This is a genomic window from Vibrio cyclitrophicus, assembly GCA_023206055.1.
Classification (GTDB): domain Bacteria; phylum Pseudomonadota; class Gammaproteobacteria; order Enterobacterales; family Vibrionaceae; genus Vibrio; species Vibrio cyclitrophicus_A.
Genome location: CP065366.1, coordinates 1,519,690 through 1,540,242, shown reverse-complemented (window position 1 = coordinate 1,540,242; position 20,553 = coordinate 1,519,690). Strand labels below are relative to the sequence as shown.

General features: G+C 44.9%; 17 protein-coding genes. 7 read left to right on the top strand and 10 right to left on the bottom strand.

The annotated features are described in order from the left end of the window. Nucleotides 1-11: 11 nt before the first annotated feature. Entirely contained in the window at nt 12-641 is a 630-nt protein-coding gene (locus tag ITG09_06950) for a TetR family transcriptional regulator (protein UPR53354.1), read from the bottom strand. Between the two features lie 756 nt (nt 642-1,397). On the opposite strand from ITG09_06950, the gene ITG09_06945 reads away from it, so the two are divergent. Both ITG09_06945 and ITG09_06940 read left to right on the top strand, forming a co-directional pair. Continuing rightward, a complete protein-coding gene (locus ITG09_06945; protein ID UPR53353.1) occupies nt 1,398-2,705 on the top strand; it encodes a TolC family outer membrane protein in 1,308 nt (435 codons plus the stop codon). Continuing rightward, nucleotides 2,705-3,316 carry an OmpA family protein gene (locus ITG09_06940; protein UPR53352.1) on the top strand — a complete coding sequence of 204 codons (612 nt, stop codon included), beginning with the start codon at nt 2,705-2,707 and terminating at the stop codon, nt 3,314-3,316. The genes ITG09_06945 and ITG09_06940 overlap by 1 nt, the downstream gene beginning before the upstream one ends. Nucleotides 3,317-3,589: 273 nt before the next feature. On the opposite strand, the gene nhaA is transcribed toward ITG09_06940, so the two are convergent. The 5 genes from nhaA to ITG09_06915 form a co-directional block, all read right to left on the bottom strand. After that, nucleotides 3,590-4,756 carry a Na+/H+ antiporter NhaA gene (gene nhaA, locus ITG09_06935; GenBank protein ID UPR53351.1) on the bottom strand — a complete coding sequence of 389 codons (1,167 nt, stop codon included), beginning with the start codon at nt 4,754-4,756 and terminating at the stop codon, nt 3,590-3,592. 275 nt (nt 4,757-5,031) lie between these two features. After that, on the bottom strand, nt 5,032-6,180 hold the full coding sequence (locus tag ITG09_06930) for a carotenoid 1,2-hydratase (GenBank protein UPR53350.1): 1,149 nt from the start codon (nt 6,178-6,180) through the stop codon (nt 5,032-5,034). Then, nucleotides 6,170-8,617, bottom strand: a complete 2,448-nt coding sequence (locus ITG09_06925) for an ABC transporter permease (GenBank protein ID UPR53349.1) — start codon at nt 8,615-8,617, stop codon at nt 6,170-6,172. The genes ITG09_06930 and ITG09_06925 overlap by 11 nt, the downstream gene beginning before the upstream one ends. Next, a complete protein-coding gene (locus ITG09_06920) occupies nt 8,598-9,269 on the bottom strand; it encodes an ABC transporter ATP-binding protein (GenBank protein UPR53348.1) in 672 nt (223 codons plus the stop codon). Before ITG09_06920 ends, ITG09_06925 begins: the two co-directional genes overlap by 20 nt. Before the next feature lie 122 nt (nt 9,270-9,391). After that, nucleotides 9,392-10,765: an MATE family efflux transporter gene (locus ITG09_06915; GenBank protein ID UPR53347.1), complete on the bottom strand. Its 1,374-nt coding sequence runs from the start codon at nt 10,763-10,765 to the stop codon at nt 9,392-9,394. Between the two features lie 98 nt (nt 10,766-10,863). Here ITG09_06915 and ITG09_06910 point away from each other — a divergent pair, with 98 nt between their 5' ends. After that, nucleotides 10,864-12,324: a DUF2867 domain-containing protein gene (locus ITG09_06910; protein ID UPR53346.1), complete on the top strand. Its 1,461-nt coding sequence runs from the start codon at nt 10,864-10,866 to the stop codon at nt 12,322-12,324. Nucleotides 12,325-12,499: 175 nt separating this feature from the next. Here ITG09_06910 and ITG09_06905 read toward each other — a convergent pair whose 3' ends face one another. The 3 genes from ITG09_06905 to rsuA all read right to left on the bottom strand — a co-directional run bounded on the left by ITG09_06905 (nt 12,500) and on the right by rsuA (nt 15,273). Then, nucleotides 12,500-13,159, bottom strand: a complete 660-nt coding sequence (locus tag ITG09_06905; GenBank protein UPR53345.1) for a DUF2913 family protein — start codon at nt 13,157-13,159, stop codon at nt 12,500-12,502. Then, nucleotides 13,159-14,376, bottom strand: coding sequence for a Bcr/CflA family multidrug efflux MFS transporter (locus ITG09_06900; protein ID UPR53344.1), 1,218 nt, complete (start codon nt 14,374-14,376; stop codon nt 13,159-13,161). The genes ITG09_06905 and ITG09_06900 overlap by 1 nt, the downstream gene beginning before the upstream one ends. A 201-nt stretch (nt 14,377-14,577) precedes the next feature. Then, on the bottom strand, nt 14,578-15,273 hold the full coding sequence (gene rsuA / locus ITG09_06895) for a 16S rRNA pseudouridine(516) synthase RsuA (GenBank protein ID UPR53343.1): 696 nt from the start codon (nt 15,271-15,273) through the stop codon (nt 14,578-14,580). A 97-nt stretch (nt 15,274-15,370) separates the two neighbouring features. Between rsuA and ITG09_06890 the strand changes: the two genes are divergently transcribed. From ITG09_06890 to ITG09_06875, 4 genes are all read left to right on the top strand, one after another. Next, on the top strand, nt 15,371-17,113 hold the full coding sequence (locus ITG09_06890; protein ID UPR53342.1) for a DEAD/DEAH box helicase: 1,743 nt from the start codon (nt 15,371-15,373) through the stop codon (nt 17,111-17,113). A 180-nt stretch (nt 17,114-17,293) separates the two neighbouring features. Continuing rightward, nucleotides 17,294-17,692 (top strand): hypothetical protein, encoded by a 399-nt coding sequence (locus ITG09_06885; protein ID UPR53341.1) that lies wholly within the window; start codon nt 17,294-17,296, stop codon nt 17,690-17,692. A gap of 78 nt (nt 17,693-17,770) precedes the next feature. Further along, the gene (locus ITG09_06880; GenBank protein ID UPR53340.1) at nt 17,771-18,430 is read left to right on the top strand and encodes a response regulator transcription factor; all 660 of its coding nucleotides are present in this window, start codon (nt 17,771-17,773) and stop codon (nt 18,428-18,430) included. 115 nt (nt 18,431-18,545) lie between these two features. Beyond that, a complete protein-coding gene (locus ITG09_06875) occupies nt 18,546-19,895 on the top strand; it encodes an ATP-binding protein (GenBank protein ID UPR53339.1) in 1,350 nt (449 codons plus the stop codon). 104 nt (nt 19,896-19,999) lie between these two features. Here the strand turns inward: ITG09_06875 and ITG09_06870 are convergent, their stop codons facing one another. Then, entirely contained in the window at nt 20,000-20,380 is a 381-nt protein-coding gene (locus ITG09_06870; GenBank protein ID UPR53338.1) for a VOC family protein, read from the bottom strand. Between the last annotated feature and the right edge of the window lie 173 nt (nt 20,381-20,553).

Sequence of the window (20,553 nt, the reverse complement as noted above, 5' to 3'; positions counted from 1 at the left end):
TTTTTATTGTTTTAATCTTCTGCTGACATGCCGGCAGCTAAATATGGAATAAGAATATCGACCACTGCCTTCGCATCTATCTTTCTGTCATAGTCATTCTCTGCAATTTCGACCAAAGCCTGACTTGATGCCATGGTGAATACACAAGTCCCTAAGGTGAAGTGTAATCGCCAAAATAACTGTTCTTGAGTGAGGTTTGGATTCGCCTTCATTACTGATGTCGTAAACAAAGAAAGTACTTCGCTATAACGAGTAGTAATAAACCAACGCAGGTGTCCTTGCACATCCGTATAGCCTCTACCGATAAGTAGCATGAATCGGCTTGTACCATTTGGCCTAACATCATTCAGTGCTCTTAGCGGCTGTCTCAGTGACTCAAACACGTCACTCATTGAATACGTTTCGTTCAAGTTTAAGTTCACTAATGCATCTTGCAGTGCGGGCATAAATGCTTCTAAGTAACGATTGAGTACCGCACGAACCAGAGTCTTCTTATCGCCAAAGTGATAGTTCACTGAAGCTAAGTTGACATTCGCTTTACTCGTTATTGTGCGTAAAGAGGTGTCATTAAAACCGTGCTCAGCAAATAAGCCTTCAGCCACATCTAAGATTTTGTCTTTGGTTGTACTTCTTGGTGCCATTTCAATCACTCGTATTAAACAACTGTTTGAAATATACGCTTAGTACATTTATTTAACAAGCAAGCAACATCACATTTTCACAAATTGGTCGTACCAGTTAGTCGCTTTATTCACTAACCGATTGAATCGGAGCATGTTTACAAAAAAATAAAAAAATAATGAATTTTCTGGGAACTGAAATTGAAAAGGAGGGTCATAAATTATGTAGAAAACAGCGTATTTAGAAGTTTAACAGGCCGTCAAACTTGTTCTTCTCACTGCTTTCTTAATTACTGCATTTTCCTTATTAACTCCTATACTTGTATCCGCCCAAACCACGTTGGTTTGGGCTTTTTTTTGTTTGTTGTTTAGGGTGAAACCTTACTTACCCCTTCTTCACTGCTACAACGACAAACTAAACAGCGCGTTCGATTCTTTATATATTGTCATTTTTTCCTAAAAATCGAACTACCACGCTTGGCACATTGGTCTCACTGAGATACGTATTTCAAACAACCTCCTAACCAACATTTACCAATCTCTGCCCAAGCCGAATTCTAACCTTGCCTTTATTTTCAAGACATCGACTCGAAGCTTGTCACCTGTCACTACTGGCAAATTAATCAATAGAGATAGAGACTTACATTCGAAATAAAGCCAACAAACTTAGCAATTTCTTGCAGATGTCCTAAGCTTCGTTTAATACCCTTCTCAATTAAGTAGTTAAACGCTAGTTGGGAGGAGGCGGGAGCTTTTAAAAGTAGAAGGAGACCTACTTTGAGACTGTTTAAATTACCCATCATCTGTTGCTTGGCTATTGCAACTCCACTCTCTGCTCAGACTTTAGAACAGGCCGTTGCCATTACCTTGGCTACCAATCCTGAAATAAAAAGTATTTTTAATGAGTTTGTGAGTGTCCAAAAACGAAATGATGCCGCAGGTGGAGCTTATAGGCCGAGTATCGATCTTGATGCTGGTATTGGCTATGAAGGCATAAACCCTGCGCCAAACAACGGTCCTGATACCGATCTCACACGAAAGGAAGCCACCATATCCCTCACTCAGTTGCTGTGGGATGGTTCGTCGACTCTCAATGATATTGACCGTACTGCCGCAGAAGCGGAATCGGTTCGCTTACAATTACTCGCGGATGCCGAAGACAAAGCGCTAGAGGTCACACAGATCTACCTGGATGCAGTCAAAGCAACTGAAGTTTTAGCCCTTTCGGAAAGTAACCTTGCTATCCACAAGAAAATCTATAAAGACATCAAAAAACGTGCAGTCTCAGGCATAGGCTCAACCGCAGATGTATCTCAAGTAGAAGCTAGGATTGCAAAAGCGCACGGCAATTTATTAGCCGCACAGAACAACCTAATTGATACCCACACTCAATTTAGAAGAATAGTGGGTCAAGAACCACTTGGCTTAGTTTACCCAAGAGCCGATATTTCTATGATTCCTCTGTCATTATCAGACGCCCTTGTTGATGCTTTGGACCAACACCCGGTAATCAAAGTCGCAACTGCAGATGTCGATTCGGCGCACTTCCAGTACAAACAATCAAAAGGGGTTAACTACCCGACTTTCTCTATCGAGGCATCTCAATCATGGCGCGATGATGCGGGAGGCGATGAAGGTTCGAGTCAAGAGACGTTGGCTATGTTAAGAATGCGATACAACCTCTACAACGGTGGTACCGATAGTGCCAATTCAGAAGCTGCAGCTTACCAACTTAATAAAGCGAAGGATCTAAGAGATCGTGCTTATCGACAAGTGGAAGAAGGCCTTCGCCTATCTTGGAGTGCATTGGACCTGACGTTGCAACAAAAGAACTTCTTGTCTGATCACGTGGATTCGGCGTCAGAAACCGTTATCGCTTATGAGAAACAATATCGAATCGGCAAACGTACGCTCCTTGACCTGCTTAACACTGAAAACGAATTGTTTGAAGCCCGTAAAGATTACTTAGATGCGCATTACTCTGAACAGTACGCTAAATACCGTGTAATGAACGCGACAGGCTCTCTATTGAACGCTCTACTGGTCGACATTCCAGACGAGTGGACAACGGCCGTGGAGTATTAATGATGAAAAAACCTTATTTATTGCTTTCCGCATTAACGATAACGCTATGTGCATGCTCTAGCCAAAATGAAGAGCCCTACATAGAAACGCCAGAAGCGGAGCAAATTTCAGACCTGCAAGACGATGATAACGATGGGGTGGTCAATGCACGAGATACCTGCCCAAGTACACCTAGAGCGTCATTAGTTGATAATGAAGGTTGTGGCGAGACTATTCGCTCAGAAGAAGTCAGACAGCTGAACATCCTCTTCGCCAATGACTCCTATGAAGTTAACCCTATCTTCTCAGATCAAATCACTACCATGGCTGAGTTCTTAGAAACCTACCAAAGTGCATCGATAGAAATTCAAGGTTACGCCAGTAAAGTCGGCGCGAGTGAATACAACTTAGAGCTATCAAAAAAACGCGCTCACCACGTTGAAGATGAATTGTTGTCGAATGGTATAGACCCGAGCCGAGTAAGAGTTGTCGGTTACGGTGAAAACCGCTTAGAGAGCGATGGCAACGATGCTACTTCTCATGCACTGAACCGTCGAGTAACAGCAACGGTTGTCGGGCTGAATGAGCAGATCGTCGAGGAGTGGACCATATTTACCACGCTAGAAAAATAACGTGACACTGTCATTCTGCTCATCCAAAACGGTCTGCAACTCAACCTTTCAAATAAAGAGTTGAATCTAGGAGTTTTAGATCATCAATAGCTAACCAAACTAAAAACACTAGCAATTAGGATCAATAAAGCCGTGATAGGAAACCCTATCACGGCTTTTTTGTTCTTTGTTGTCACATGAATCGGGGAGGATGATTCTGTGACTCGCCTTGCTACTCAGAAATGAGCTTGTTAATCAGTGAATAGGCTCGCCGTTAAACGAGCCTATCGCTAATTATAGTTTTACTTCTTGTTGCTTTGCTGTTTTCGGTAAAGAAACGCTTAACAGGAAGTAACCCAAAATTGCAGCTGTTGTAGACCCCATCAGGATGCCTAGTCGAGCTAGTGTGTCAAAATCTGCGTTCGTTGGGCCAAACGCTAACGAAGAGATAAAGATAGACATTGTAAAACCAATACCACACAGCACAGATACTGCGAAGATGTTCATAAAGTTCACACCTTCAGGGAGCTTAGCGACACCCAGTTTCACCGCACCCCAGCTGAATGCAAAGATACCAAGAGGCTTACCAACCAATAGACCCATAGCGATACCAAGCGGTAGCATACCTGTTAGGCTTGAGATTGAGATACCTTCCAATGAAATACCTGCGTTTGCAAAAGCAAAGACTGGCAAAATTGCAAAAGCGACGTATGGGTGCAGAGCATGCTCTAGGTGTTTCAGCGGTGAACGCTCACCTTTATTGCCTTTCAGTGGAATAGCAAAACCAATTACTACACCAGCCAATGTTGCGTGAACACCAGACTTCAATACTGCGAACCACAGAATAGCACCAACAATGAGGTAAACGCTTAGCTTAGTCACATGCTTGTTGTTTAGCATAAACAACACACCAGTCGCGATAAAGCCAACTGTAAGTGCTAGCGTTGATAGGTCGCCTGAGTAGAACAGTGCAATGATAACAACAACACCTAGGTCGTCAATAATTGCCAGCGCTAGCAGGAATACCTTCAAGCTTACCGGTACACGGTTACCAAGAAGAGCCATAATACCCAGTGCGAATGCGATATCAGTTGCTGCTGGAATAGCCCAACCTTGAAGCGCTTCAGGGTTACTTGAGTTAAATAGCACGTAAATAAGTGCAGGAGCTAGCATACCACCCACAGCTGCGATAGCTGGGAAGATTGCTGTCTCTTTAGACTTTAATGCGCCTTCTAAAAGTTCGCGCTTAACTTCTAAGCCGATAAGAAGAAAGAAGACAGCCATTAAGCCATCGTTAATCCAGTGAGACACAGACATACCAAGAACGTAACTGTGAAGTACGCCTTGGTACATTTCGTTCAGTGGTGAGTTTGCTACAAACATTGCGATCGCCGCAGCGATGACTAGTATGATGCCGCCAGCAGATTCCATTTTAAAGAAGTCACGGATGACGTCGGTCATGATTTCGCCCTTATATTTATTATTTAAATAAACGAATAACAAAGAATAGCCACGAGTTTATATCCAAGTTTAATTGATAGATAATCACTTCTTCGGATGTTTAACTTCGGTTTTTCCTACAAATACTAAACAATACGTCGTATATTCCATAATATTGTTATGCGCCATGAATTAAGTATAGATGAGATTATCGAACCTGTATGCACAATTCATTGAGGCTGAAGAAAAGTAGAAGGCATAAAAAAAGGCTATCAAATGATAGCCTTAGGTGTTTTTTAGTAGCCGGTTAACTGCATAAAACCGGTCGCTTCATGGCTCCCACTCGCCCTTATTGGCCCTTCCCAATATGGTATGACAAATGGAAGCCACATATCTCTGCGTATAATGCGTGTCGTCAGGTTGATATCGTGCTTAGGGACATTAATGATCCATTGCAGGGGCATCCGTCTTCCATTCATCAACGTTGTATTTTGCAACGGTTGAATGGAAATATCAGATTCCGTTAATTGATAAACTTTGCCTGAGCGCGTTGCTAATGTACCGAATACGTAAGGCAGTTGTTGGTTATGACGATAACGGTTAATGCTCAACGCAGTACCGTCATCGAGGTTAAATACAAACCAATCCCAACCTTGTTGGCCCACACCAAGTAAGCCGCTGCCCCACTCTTTATGTACCCACGCTGTTCCTTCCACTTTTTTAGCAACGCCGTCTAAGTTCAATACACCGCTCAAAGATAAAAATGGGGCGCTGAAGTTATAAGACGCGACAGGCAATAAGTCGTGTTTTTTCTGATAGCCGTTCTCACCGTTGAGCACATAGGGCCCTTTTGCAATGGTGTCGAGCTCAAGTCCAAACGTGTCAGTTTGCACTTGAAGGCGTCCAGGGAATGGTGTGTTGCCGAGTGCGCGCCAGTTCCAGTTATCAATCCAAAGTCTGAATGGGCGATTGGTCATTCCCGCTTGGCCAATACCGCCACGAGCCATGCGCTGCTCTTTCCATACTTTTGACTTAGAAGAGACCACTACGTTTGAGATATAGACTTGAGGGCTTTGCCACCCAGGAGTTTCACGTTCGTCCGTGGCGATACGGAAAAAGCTCCACTGAACCGAATAGTCTTTGCCGTCATCACCTTTCAAAGACGCAAAGTAATGCCACCACTCATGTTGAAACTCTGGGTGGAACTTAAAATCTTGTGGTAGCGAAACGTTGCGGTCTGGCAATACAGGCTCGAACACATTGAAGTGTTCATTAACCAATACTGAGTTAACTTCATTCACGCCCTTTTCACCAGGATCGATGAAATAGGAGTAATATCCCCAAACACTTAAAAAGATGCCGAAGAAACTGATTAATAAAAGAGAAGACAGGATTCGTTGTCTTACCTTCGTTGAACTATTCATTAAAAACATACTAAAGCGCATCCCTCAATGACTTCATCGGAGTGTTCCGAATCATTCTCATCACTGGTAAAGCACCAGCTAACATCAATGCTGCCATGGCCCACGCAAATGTCTGCAAATAGTCCCAAGGAATCACTTGTAACTCGAGTGACCAGCCAAAAGACTGCTTTATCACGATATCAACAATTAGGCTCGCTAACGCTAAACCGAGAGGAATCGCAATTAAGGAGGAAATAAGCCCAAACACAAACAGCTGTAAGCTACCTGTCAGAATCAGCTCTTTCGCCGATACCCCTAAACAGCGCTGCAAGGAAATATGCCTCTGTCGAGACACTTCACCCGCAACCGTCGCGAAGAAAATACCGAAGACAGCGATAACCAAGGTGATGTTTCCTAACGTATCTGCAATCGCGAACGTCCTATCAAACACTCGCATCGCTTGACTGTGGATATTGTTGTTATCAAAAACACGCTCCGAGCCAAGCCTGAATACGTTTTCTAATCGGCTGCGAAGCCCTAATGAATTAACATCGTCTTTGAGTATTACGCCAAGGCCCACATTGCCCCGCCCTGCAAACCCATACAGCCAGTTTCGATGTGACATCATAACTTGATGGTAAGGGTTGCCATAATCGTAATAAACGCCGACCACCTGCCAACCAGAGCCGAGGTTGTCATAGAGGTCAATGTAGTCGCCTGGGCGAATCCCCAGCTTGAGAGACATCGATTCACTGATCAATACACCTTTAGAGTGATGTAAGTGATACCAGTAATTCGGAATACCTAATTTAATGGTCAGTGCTTCTAGTTCACCTTCAGAAGGACCTGTACTGACCACCTGAATGCTGCCGACTGGAGACGCAAGATCTTTCTCCCAACGCCACCAAACCGAATCCACTTCAGGCTGGTCAGATAGCCAGTTACTCATACGAGCAGCGGCGTTGTTGGTTGGGTAAATATAAAGATCGGCAGCCAAGCGCTGTGTTAGCCATTTATCAGTGGTATCTCTAAAACTACCGACCATAGTTTCTACACCAATATTGGCTGTTAAGGCCAACATAAAGGCCATCGTCGCCACACCGCGGTAGCTCATACTTGAAGCTGCATCAGCAAAGAACCAACGAGCACGAACCCAGCGCAATGAATAAGAAAGGCTGTTAAATAACTTCCACATCAAAAACGGGGTAAATAGAGCCACACTAATCAGCATTAGTGCGATAATCGCAAAACCCGTTTCCTGAGTCTGAGGGGCTTGATACACAGCGACAGCTGCAACCAAGAAACCGCAACCAATCAAAGCCTGCCAAGTGAACTCAGTACCAGCAAAGCGCATCAAAGATAAGCGAGATGTCAAACGAATCGGCTGTGAACGAAGCAGACGAACCAGTGGCCAAGCACACGCTAAAAACGCACCAAGTAACGCCATCAACAAGCTGTAGCCACTCCATCGCCAATTCCAGTCGATCGTTAAGCCAACGTTGGCGTCGTATAAGTCGCCTAAACTTGAAGATACCGCAGGTAACAATTGGTTAGCTAACATGACCCCGAATACATTACCGCAGATCCAGCTCAATACGACCAATAGCAGCAACTCTAAGCAAAGCGCTTTAGCCAGTTGCCATCCCGATACACCTGTTTGTCTTAAGATTCCGACTAACGGCTGGCGCTGAATAAATGACAGCGACATGGCTTGATAGAAAATGAATAAGCCAACCACAAACGACAGCATACCCATCGCTTTTAGATTTAAGTGGAACGCACTGGTTAGCGACTCAAGCTCTGCCTTAGAGCTACGAGAGATCGTTAAACCATTGGGTAGCATGTTTTTAAGACGCTCAAACTTCTCAGTGGACATGTCTGAACATGCAATCACTGAAAGCCCGGCACTGCGTTTAAGCATTCGGAGCAATGAGATATCCGCAATCAGCCTTGTACCATTAATTATATTGTCTTGATCAACAGCCACAGGCCCTAATTCAGATCCATCCATCAGATGGATGTAGTCACCGTGCTTCCACTCCATGTGTTCAGCGAGATCATCACTGACAAGGATTGGATATGGCGGTTTCATTAAATTTAAGGTGGTGAGATCTTTTAACGCAACGCCTGGCTGAAGCATAGACACAGGGTCTAAGCCAATTAGCATGAAGTTCGCGCCGTTTTCATCAGTGATACGATGGTGGTCAAAAGGAGAGCACTGTTGAAAGCCTTCACGGCGAAGTTGAATATAAAAACCTTGCGGAATTTTATTGGCGTTGTGTTTTGGTCGAATACGATAAGGAAGAGGATTCGAAAAGAGTTTTTCGCCATGCGCATAGCTTTGCTTGGCGTGTTGATTGATAGCAGTAACACCAACCAAAAGCGATACGCCGAGGGTTAAACCAAGCCATACCAAAATAATCTGCAGTGGGTAACGTCGATAGTGACCGAGTAGCGCCTTAACTACGGGCCATGACATGCAGTTGCCCTCCTTGCAGACGGATACGACCATCCATATGGAGCGCTACTTTTTCACTGTGCGTCACCAGTAGCAAGGTACACTCTAACTGACGAGCCAAAGAAGTCAGCAAACGCATTACCGCTTCAGCATTACGTTCATCTAAGCTTCCTGTTGGTTCATCGGCCAACAAAATTTTAGGTTCCATATACAAAGCACGAGCAATTGCCGCACGTTGTTGTTGGCCACCAGACGCCTCTTCAGGATAACGCCCCAGTAAAGGCATCAAGTCTAAAGCGGAAAGAATCTGTCTCCAGAGTCCTTTATCTTCCGGTAAACCCTTTAATTGTCTGCAAAAACGAATGTTATCGGCAATATTAAGCGTTGGCAGTAAGTTGAACTGCTGGAAGATATGGCCAATATTATTTCGGCGATAAGCAGTACGGTCACGTTCAGTGGAGGCGTGCATATTGAAGTGGGGGAAAGCAATTTCACCTGAATCCGCCAGGTCTAAACCCGCGATAAGATTCAGTAACGTACTTTTACCTGAACCACTCTCTCCCATTAATGCGAGTTGGTCACCTTGGTTTAATGTTAATTCAGCACCTTGTAAAACAGGGTGAAACTCCCCCCCATCGACATAGCCCTTACATAGGTCTGACAGCTTTAACATTAAACAGCTCGCATTAGTTAGAATTTGGAAGGAGAATCTACACTAATTCCCTGTTAGGAGGAAGTATTTTGAAAGATAGATCACACACCAACGATAAAGTGATGCAATTGGTGCGCCCGACTTCAACTTCCTATCAGGTTTTTAATCCATTTTCTTGTTTTCATGCGATAGAGCGACCCACCCCACTTAAGCACTTCTTCCGTTAGGAAAAGCAGATATACCCACTCCGGTGGAAACTTAAAATAGATAGCCGCGATGGCTGCCAGTGGGATACCAATCACCCATTGAGCAATCAAATCTTGATAGAGGCAGAACTTCACATCACCGCCCGCTCTCAATACACCCACAATCACTGTCATTGGGATAGAACGGATAACAATCCCGACACTTAAAATGAGAATAAACTTCTCTGAGAGTGCTCTGGTTTCTTCCGTTAGTGCGCTAAAGGCATTAAGTATTGGCGTTTGAACGAAGTAGAGAAAAACGGCCACAACGATACTGGTTAAGAAACACAGAATCGTTAAGCCCAATGCCTGATAGTAAACCGCTTCATTGTTCTTCGCGCCAAGTTGATTACCCACCAAAACGGCGGCAGCGTTTGACATGCCAATTAATAAACTCAATGAGATAGACTCAACAGGCGTCATTACTGACAGTGCCGCCAGACCTTGAACGCCAGATTGTCCCATAATGGCGTGGTAAGCAAATAAGCCACCTGCCCATGCTAAGAAGTTAAACGTGGTCGGCAGAGACAACTTCAAGAAGCGAACGACTTTATCGATCGAAGCTGCCGCTTTAATATCGCAGAACTTAAAAGCTAATAAATGCTTAGAGAAATAGAGATAACCAAACAAAGTCACGACTTCAATCGCCCCACTCAGCACCGTCGCAATCGCCGCACCTTTGATTCCAAGTGCAGGAAAGCCCAAGTTGCCGAAGATCAGCACCCAGTTTAAGAACACATTAGACAGGATGCCGATACCGCTAAAGAAGGTGCTTAGTCCAGGTTTGTGCATCGCTCTCAAACCTACGGCCATACTGCTGACGCACGATACCGCTAGCATGCTAAATGAGGTAATTACGATGTATTCAACGCCTAGGTTGATGACCTCTTGAGAGTCGGTTGTCACGCCCATGATTTGTGCAGGAAATGAAACGAAAAACGCAATGGTCAGTAACGCAAACAGTGTCGAAACCAGCCATGTCAGTGCGGTACTTTCTCTCACACCCTGCCTATTACCCGCCCCCCAATATTGAGCAGTAAGGAGAGCGCCGCCCGTGGTGACACCCACCAGCATAATGGTCGTCACGAACATTGCTCGGCTCGCTACACCCACAGCCGCAATGTCTGCTTCGCCAAGTTGGCCCAACATCAACACATCCACCAAGCCTCGGCTTGAAAACATAATGCTCTGCAAGGTGATAGGCAGAGCAATCGCAATAAGCCTGCGAACAAAATCACCTCGTGTGTGATGAATAATTGAAGAGAGCAACATATAGAGAGACCTAAACGGAACGTATTGATGAATAAAGATAAATATCGCGCTATTATATCAATGTTCGGTTTTTAACCACAGATATAAATGGAGTAACAATGAAGAAAGTACTGGTTTTAGGCGCTTCTGGATATGTTGGTTCGCAACTCCTCCCTCTCCTGCTTGAACAAGGCCATCAAGTCACGGCAGCAGCAAGGCATATCGACTATTTAAAGGCACGGACCGAGCCTCACGAAAACTTATCACTTGAATATCTTGATCTTGCAGACCAAGTCGCAACACAAGCATTAGTCCCCGACTTCGATCTTGTCTTCTTTTTAGTTCATGGGATGGCAGAAGGCCACGACTTTATTGATTATGAACTGAACTTGGCACGTAACTTTGTTTCGGCTCTAGGACCAAAGAATCAACACGTCATCTACCTAAGCTCCCTTCAACCTCAGACTGGTGATTCAGAGCACCTTCAAGCGAGAAAGAAAACCGGTGAACTGCTTCGTAAAGGACCAGTGCCAGTTACAGAACTTCAAGCAGGTGTCATCATCGGCCCTGGTTCTGCGGCATTCGAGATCATGCGAGATTTCGTGTACAACCTGCCTATCATGATTGCGCCAAAGTGGGTTGACTCTAAAGCGAACCCGATTGCCTTGCAGAACCTGAATCACTACCTACTGAAACTTGCACAAGACACGCCTAGCGAAAGTCAAACCTTCGAGGTTGGCGGGCCGGATATTGTCTCTTATCGAAACCAGTTTGCTCACATTGCCAAAACTGCCGATCGTCCACTTAGGCTGTGGGCAACATCGCTACTGACACCAAAGATTGCTTCATATTGGTTAGGCGTCGTAACTTCGGTACCGTCCAACATAGGCCGAGCACTGCTTGCAGGCTTAAAGCATGACTTCATCGCCAGTTCAACCACCATCAGAGAAAAGTACCCTCAGAAGCTTGTCTCGTTCGAGAGCATGGTTGAACAAGCCATTCACGCTGAAGGAAACTTTGTCAAAAGCAATGTGTGGGGCTTTGATAAAACCGCATTCAAACGTTGGCAAGCGGGATACGGTTATTACCCGAAAAAAACAGGCGCGAGTATCACTTCAACCGCGTCATTAGAATCGCTTTGGCACGTGGCTCAACAAATCGGAAGCCCAAAGCAAGGTTACTTCTTCGCTAACGCTTTATGGCGAACACGTGAGTGGCTGGATGTTTTGTTCGGTGGTGGCGTACCCGTTCGTCAAATGCCAGAAGGCCCCAAACTAAAAGTCGGTGACAAAATCGATTCGTGGAAAGTCATTCGTTGTGAAGAAAACCAGTTTCTATCTCTGCTTTTCGGTATGAAAGGTCCTGGCTTAGGGCGACTCGAGATTACCGTCTCTGACAACGGAGATTCTCGCGAACTGAACATTTCAGCTTGGTGGCACCCTAAAGGCTTTTTAGGATTGCTGTATTGGTTTGCGATGATGCCAGCTCACCTGTTTATTTTTAAAGGCATGGTGAAGGCGATTGAGAAGCAGGCTAAAGAGCAGATGCGAGATTCGAGTGACGGGATGCGAAAAGATTAAAAGCAGATGCGGGATTCGAGTGGCGAGATGAGAAGAGATTAAAAGCAGATTCGGAATGCGAGTGGCGAGATGCGAAAAGACTTAACAGAAAATTAGCGACACGCGCTATGAGAGGCAAAAAAAGAGCGGATAATTCCGCTCTTCGTATCTCTCATCTCGTATCCCGAATCCGCTACTAGCCAATAACGCTAATCGGGATCTCAGCCAGTTGGTTGCCTTGGTTAGCAGGGTAAACGATGTATTCACCGTGATACTTCACCGCAGACTTATAATCCGTTACTTTGTGAAGCATGAAACCCGCTTCCATCGCCGCTTGGATGAACTCTGCGTGGTTACCACGTACAAACCAGTTCATCGGCTTAACCATCAACTCTCCGTCGAAAGAGTCGTCGCACTGTTTGCCACACAGAGCAAAAGAATGCTCACCATCGGTAAAGAATTGAATCTTGCCGCCAGTCGTTAGCTCATCTTCACTCGATACGCTCCAACCCATCTCGTACATTTTGTCCATGAACGCTTCAACATGCCTGTCTTTTAGCGCTTTAGGCTCTTCGCCTTCAGGGAAAAAACGTCCGTAAAACGCAGAAATACGTTTAAAGGTAAAAGTTAAATCCGAGTTGTTGCCTTTTGAGCGACCCTGTTTCTGCCAGCGAACTAAGTCTGGCACAATCACACGATCATAAGCTTGAGATTTAATCGCTTTTGTCACCCAACGAACAAGGTAAAGGTTATTCGCGATAGGTGCGTCGATCGCTTTTCCAGCCTTATGCAAAGCATACAGCTCGCCCAACGCATCGTTCACTAACTTCTGAATTTCAATATAGTATTTTGACATTATGCCTTCTTTCCTAATGTCCAATATAGTAATGCTGACAGTATTGCACATGCTGCCATCACCATAGCCATTGGCCCTGCAGTGTCACTTGGTAGCATGGCAACAATTGCCCCCACCACAGAACCAGTACCAAATCTTAATGTGCCCGCAAGCGAAGAAGCTGTGCCGGCCATATTCGGGTATCCGCTTAAAAGTAGCGCCATTGAGTTACTACCAATGGTAGACAGTGTGCCGATAAACAGCATCACGAATGGCACAATTCCCCACAACCCGATATCTAACATCCAACCGACTAACAAACCTAAGCCCGCAAACAGTTGAATGCTCAAGCCGACTCTGAGCATAGCGTGAGAGCCCACTTTCTTAACGATTCGACCGTTGATGCTCGTCATCAAGATCATAGCAACAATATTCAAACCGAACAGATAGCCAAACAGATCAGGGCGAACGCCATAGATATCAATGTATACGAATGAACCTGCCGTTAAGAACGCAAACATCCCTGAAAAAGAGAATGCACCAGAGAAAATCAGGCCCATCGCAGTTGGGTTCTTACACAGTCGAGCGTAGTTACGAATCGTCGTTTTAAAGCGCAGTGGTTGTCGGTTTTCTGCAGGAAGCGTTTCTGGGATCTTCATCGATACCGCTAGAATCACGATCACTGCAAAAATAGCAAGGACCCAGAAAATTGAGCGCCAGCCGAACCACAACGCTAAGTAACCACCAATCATCGGAGCAACCAATGGCGCAACTGTCATCACCAAAGTAACGAAAGACATGGTTCTTGCGAAATCTTCACGATCGAACATGTCTCTTACCACTGCTTGAATAATAACGGCGGCGGCAGCACCAGCAAAACCTTGCGCGGTACGGATGTAAGTCAGCGCTTCTATACCGTGTGTTGTCGCGCTCACCATAGACGCGATAGCAAACAAGAACACACCTATAAGCAATACCGGCTTACGACCGTAGCTATCGGCCAATGGGCCATGCAGCAGCTGTCCCAGCGCGAAACCTGCGGTATAGGCTGTTAACGTGATTTGTACCTCACCCGCCGTCACACCAAGATCTTTGGCAATGGTCGGCATCGCTGGCAGATACATATCAATGGCTAGCGGAGTAAGTGCACCAATCGCACCTAGAATCAAAAACAGCATTAAGCCTAATTGAGGTGTTTCTGGTTGGGAGCTTGGGCTCTGTGAGGTTGATGTTTGCATGGTTCTCCGAATGTTCAACTGATAGAGCTAGGGACTTACGTGAACACGCAAGTCAAAAGATTGGCTGAGACTTTCCTAGTACCAGTCAACATCATCAGCCGACGCTATCCATGGTCGGCTTTACAACGAAAGGGCTATTTCCAGCAAAAGTTGTTTCTTGCTAAGAACAATTTCTTCTCAAGAGCAACTTCTAGCTAAGGACTACTTCCAGATTGAATCGACTTCTTCTTGAGTTAGGTAACGGTATTCACCTAATTCTAAAGACTCGTCCATCTCAATTTCGCCAATACGTTCACGGTGCAGTGCTTCTACCTTGTTACCAAGTGCTGCAAACATACGTTTAACTTGGTGGTATTTGCCTTCGTGAATCGTTAGCAACACTTCACGCTCTGCACGAACATCTAAGTGTGCCGGAAGCGTTAGGCCATCTTCACTCTTAAGCTGGATGCCCTCTTTGAATTTTTCAACGTAATCATCTTCAACAGGTTCAACCAGCCACACACGGTACGTCTTCTCGCACTTGTGCTTTGGCGAAGTGATACGGTGAGACCACTTACCATCGTCGGTAATCAACACAAGACCTGTTGTATCAATATCTAGACGGCCAGCAAAGTGCAGCTTGTCCATTTTGATTTCATCAAGTAATTCAAACGCGATACGATTTGCGCCATCTTCATGCGAACAAACAAAGCCTTCTGGCTTATACAGCATGATGTAACGTGGGCCGTGAACATTCAGTTCATTGCCTTGCCATTCCACAACGCACTCTTCAGTTACCTTGAGTGAACCGCTTTTTTGAATGACATCATTTACTGTCACTGCCTTGGATTTTAATAAGTGTGTTGCTTCTCTTCGAGTGACGCCTAATGCATCGCACAGAAATTTATCTAAACGCATGAATACCTCAACTAATCTAAGTCGGGTATTATAGTCACCTTTGCTCAATTAGTTGAGCTATTTCACACTATTTGTTTTCCTTCTTACAAGACGCGATATGTATACACTCCGCCCGTACCAAGCTGATTCTGTAAAATCAGTGATTCATTACTTCAGAAAAAACCAAACTCCGGCTGTGCTCGTGCTTCCGACAGGTGCAGGGAAAAGCCTTGTGATTGCAGAGTTGGCAAGGCTTGCGAAAGGTCGAGTGTTGGTACTTGCTCACGTAAAAGAGTTGGTTGAACAGAACCATGAAAAGTATGAAGGTTACGGGCTGAAAGGCTCGATTTTCTCTGCGGGTTTAGGACGTAAAGAGACCGACCAACAAGTCGTGTTTGCTTCGGTTCAATCGGTAGTTCGAAATCTCGATTCATTCTCTAACCAATTTTCGTTGTTGGTTATCGACGAATGCCACCGTGTTCCCGATGAAAAGACCAGTAGCTATCAGAAGGTCATCACTCACTTACGCGAGAATAATTCTGGCATCAAGGTGCTTGGATTAACGGCTACCCCATATCGTCTTGGTATGGGGTGGCTTTACCAATACCACACACGTGGTCAAGTTCGCTCTGAAGAACCTCGTTTTTTCAGAGACTGTATTTTCGAACTGCCGATTCGCTACTTGTTGGACGAAGGCTTTCTCACACCAGCACGCATGATCGATGCGCCCGTGTTGAGCTATGACTTTTCGCAGTTAAAGCCCGCAAGCACTGGTCGCTACAAAGAAGCAGAACTCGACATGGTTATCGAACAATCGAAACGAGCGACCCCGCAGATTGTCGATCAGATCATTCACCTAGCCCAAGACAAACTTGGCATCATGGTGTTTGCAGCCACCGTTCGACACGCGCAAGAGATCCTCGGCTTATTGCCAGAAGGGGAAGCCGCGATTGTGATTGGTGATACGCCAACACTCGAACGTGACCAAATCATCAACGACTTCAAAGAACGTAAAATCAAATTCTTGGTCAACGTATCGGTTTTAACCACAGGTTTTGATGCACCACATGTCGATTTAATCGCGATTTTACGCCCAACAGAATCCATCAGTTTGTATCAACAAATCGTTGGCCGTGGCTTACGCCTATCTCCGGGTAAAAAAGAGTGTTTGGTGCTCGACTATGCGGGCAACAGTTACGACCTTTACCAACCTGAGGTCGGCGACCCTAAACCCGATTCAGACAGTGAAATCATCACCATCCCTTGCCCGGCGTGCGGCTTCAATAACAACTTCTGGGGCAAACTAGACAGCAATGGTTTCCTGCTTGAACACTTTGGTCGTAAATGCCAAGGCTACTTTACCGATGAAGACACGGGCGAACGCGAACACTGTAATTATCGTTTCCGTGCAAAATATTGTGGTGAGTGTGGTGCGGACAACGACATTGCCGCACGTATTTGTCATGAGTGCGATGCAACCTTAGTCGACCCAGACAAAAAGCTTAAGGAAGCGTTAAACCTCAAAGATGCGTTGGTGTTTGAGTGTTTAGAAATGGACCTCAACGTACTTAAAGACGACAAAGGTAAATCACAACTTAAAGTCACTTACCGTGGTGAAAACCAAGCGCAAGTACATGAGTTTTGGTCATTAACCACCAAGAAACAAAAGCAAAATTTCAAAGACCAGTTCGTTCGCCCTCACCTTGCGGACAGACATCGTCCTTTTGAAGAGTCCTCACCAACTAAAGTGGTTGCTCACCAACACAGATTCCGCCCACCTCAATTCGTTATTGCACGTAAAGTTGGACGTTTTTGGAAAATGAGAGACAAGATATTCGAAGACGAACTCCAGCAGCGTTAAGGTTAAGAATAAAGGTAAGTCTTACGTTCTTAACACTTGCCGGTTAGTCTGGCGTATTAAAGCATTCGCCATTTAAGCGTTAAGTTTTTCGGTATCAAATTCTCATTATTAATCAGGTTCACTTTCTGTTCAGAATTACTTTTTTATACTGAACGCTATCAACCTTCTCTAGGATTCGCTATGTTTAGTAAAGCTATGATTTCTTTGTTTTCTATAAGCTTAAGCTTATTTGTTTCTTCTGGCGCATGGGCTGACTCACATCATAATGGTCACGACCTAGTACAAGACGTTCACAAAGCAGGAACCCGTATCGAATTCGAAGAAGATCAAGACGAAGTCTATGAAGCGGTTCGAGAAGGTTATATTCGCCCTTTCTCAGAAATGTATGCTGCGGTAGAAAACGATCTTCATGGCCGAATCATTAAAGTCGAACTAGAAGAAGATGATGACATTTGGGTGTATGAGCTAAAAATTAACTTCCAAAATAACATCATCAAAGTTGAATATAACGCCGAAACGTTGGACATGCTAAAGATTGAAGGCCGCAACTTTAAAGACGCAATTAAGCACGGCGACTAATTAAGCACAACGAATAGTTAAGCACGACGAATAGTTAAGCACGACGAACAGCCACCACAAGAATTAAGAAGAACAATTATGAAAATTTTAGTCGTTGAAGACGAGCCTCGCTTGGGCCAACAAATTCTAGAAACCCTTGAGGGAGCAGATTGGGTTCCAGAACTTTCTCAAGATGGTATTGACGCACTCTACCGTGCAACGTCAGAAGAGTGGGACGCGATTGTCCTCGATTTAGGTTTACCTAAGCTTGACGGCTTAACGGTATTAAAAGGCATTAGAGACGAAAACATCAACACGCCAGTGATTATCTTAAGTGCTCGTGACACACTAACTCAACGTGTAGAGGGTTTAAATGCAGGCGCAGATGATTACCTGACTAAACCGTTCGAAATGGTTGAGTTGATTGCTCGTATTCGCGCTCAACTACGCCGAGCGTCAGGCAGTGCTGCACCTATACTTCAAATCGGCGACCTAAGCCTAGACACACGCAGTTCTAAAGTGTTGTGGCAAGGCCAAGCAGTAAGCCTAACGGCACTGGAATATAAAGTTGTCGCGTATTTCATGCATAACCAAAATAAGGTTATCTCGCGCACAGAACTGGTTGAACACATCTACAAACAAGATTTCGACCGCGACTCAAACACAGTTGAGGTTTTTATTGGTCGTATTCGTAAGAAAATTGCACCAAAGATCATCAAAACCGTGCGCGGCCTTGGCTACCAACTGAATGCTGAATAGCGTAGCGGTCAATTTGGCGCATCACAAATCAAGCACACTCCTCAATTAAGTGGACAGCCTGTTCTGATCATCGCAACACGATAAGTCACGATGAGCAAAGGCAGGCTGGAAATGCATGAATCTAAAAAAACGAACACTTAAAAACATCAGTCTAAAAAGCCGCTTGCTCCTTGCTGCGGCTTTTTGGCTAGGTGCGATGATATTAGCGGCAGGTGTCGGGATACCGAAACTGGTTAACGATTACCTCGTCGATGACATGAAGCAGCAGCTTGGCTTAACCATGGATGAGTTAACCGCCAATATCGAAACCAATGACAGTGGTAACCTGATCATGGCAGAGCGTCTGTCTGATCCTAGGTTTAACCAGCCCTACAGTGGTATTTATTGGCGCGCCGCGACCCAAGATCAGATCATTCGATCTCGCTCGCTATGGGATAAAGACCTCACCATAAAGCGTTCACCAATTCACACATTGGTGAAAGGGCCTGAGAAAGAAAAGCTGATTTATATCGAGCAAGATATCTACCTGCCTGAATTAAGCGATCCTGTCACGATCACCATTGGTATTGATGAAGATCCGCTAGAATCCACACTAACCGAACTGACCGGCCAAGTCTGGCTGATTCTAATGTTGTTGTTTGTTGGCGTGCTTATGTTGATCGGTATTCAAGTGAGTTGGTCACTATTACCGCTCAACAAGATGCAACGCGAACTGGTGATGTTAAGAAACGGCGAGCAACAAGGGTTAAGCGATAACTATCCAAAAGAGGTTTCTCCATTAGTCTCTGATCTCAATGCCCTGCTCTTCCACTATCAAGAGTTATTGGAACGAGCTCGTAACCACGCTGGAAACCTATCTCACGCGTTAAAGACGCCACTATCGGTTCTGAAAAATGAGATAGAGCGACTTCCAGAGGATGACAAGGCGCTGTTACAACAGCCCATTCATCAGATTCAAAACCAAATAGACTATCACCTTGGTCGAGCGCGCATGGCTGGTGCAATGAATATTCTTTCAGTGAAATCTTCACCTTGTGAGCGTGTCGAAGCTATCTCAATGGCGTTTGATAAAGTTTACGCTGCCAATGAAGTCACCATGATTAATGAGCTAGACTCTGAGATTGAAGTGGCGGTAGAAAAAACCGACCTTGATGAAATGGTCGGTAACCTACTCGAGAACAGTTACAAATGGGCAAGCAGCATTATTCGTGTCCATTCAAATGAACTCGACGATGGCAACATTGAATTGGTGATTGAAGATGATGGCCAAGGCATTCCAGAAGAGAAACTTGAGCAAGTAACCAAACGTGGCGTTCGACTTGATGAAACCACACCAGGAACAGGCTTGGGGCTTAACATCGTAAATGAAATGGCACACAGCTACCGTGGCAGCTTAACGCTCAGTAAAAGCTCAATGGGCGGCTTAAAAGCCTCTCTTGTTCTAAAAGTGTCTCAGGCTTCTTAAACCAAGGGATTCATATCCTCATTAGCCCTTCGATAAAGATCAGGAGTTTGCATATAACACGCAAACTCCTGATTTGGCCTTACATGGGTCTCACTCAAGTAGAGTTAGTTCATCGAATGCAACCCAATAATATTGCCTTCTGTGTCGCTAACTACACTAATAAAACCATGCTCACCAATGTCCATTTTGGGCACTTGTAAAGAGCCGCCATTGGCCGCGGCCAAACTTGCTTCTGCCGCACAGTCTTCACAAGAGAAATAAACCATGGTGCTGTTGCCTCCCGCTTTTACATCGGACATCTTACATAAAGCACCAGTTGCACCATAACTCTCCATCTCGCAAGGGAATACCCACATCTCAACATCGATTCCTGTTTCATTGTTCAACTTTTCCAGCGTCACTTTAAATACTGATTCGTAGAAAGCTTTTGCTCTCGACATATCATCAACATAAATTTCAAACCAACCAACCGGATTCATTTGCATAACGTTGTCCTTAGCTTTCGCCGCTTACTCGCCCTTAATGAGCATAGTCAAAATAGAACAAGTTATAACCTAAGCATGGCGTAAGAGAAGGTGATGTTTGGATAAACATGGCAAGCAGACATAGCAAAGCCTTGTTTGATGAGGGTTCAAACAAGGCTTGAGTTTGTTGATAT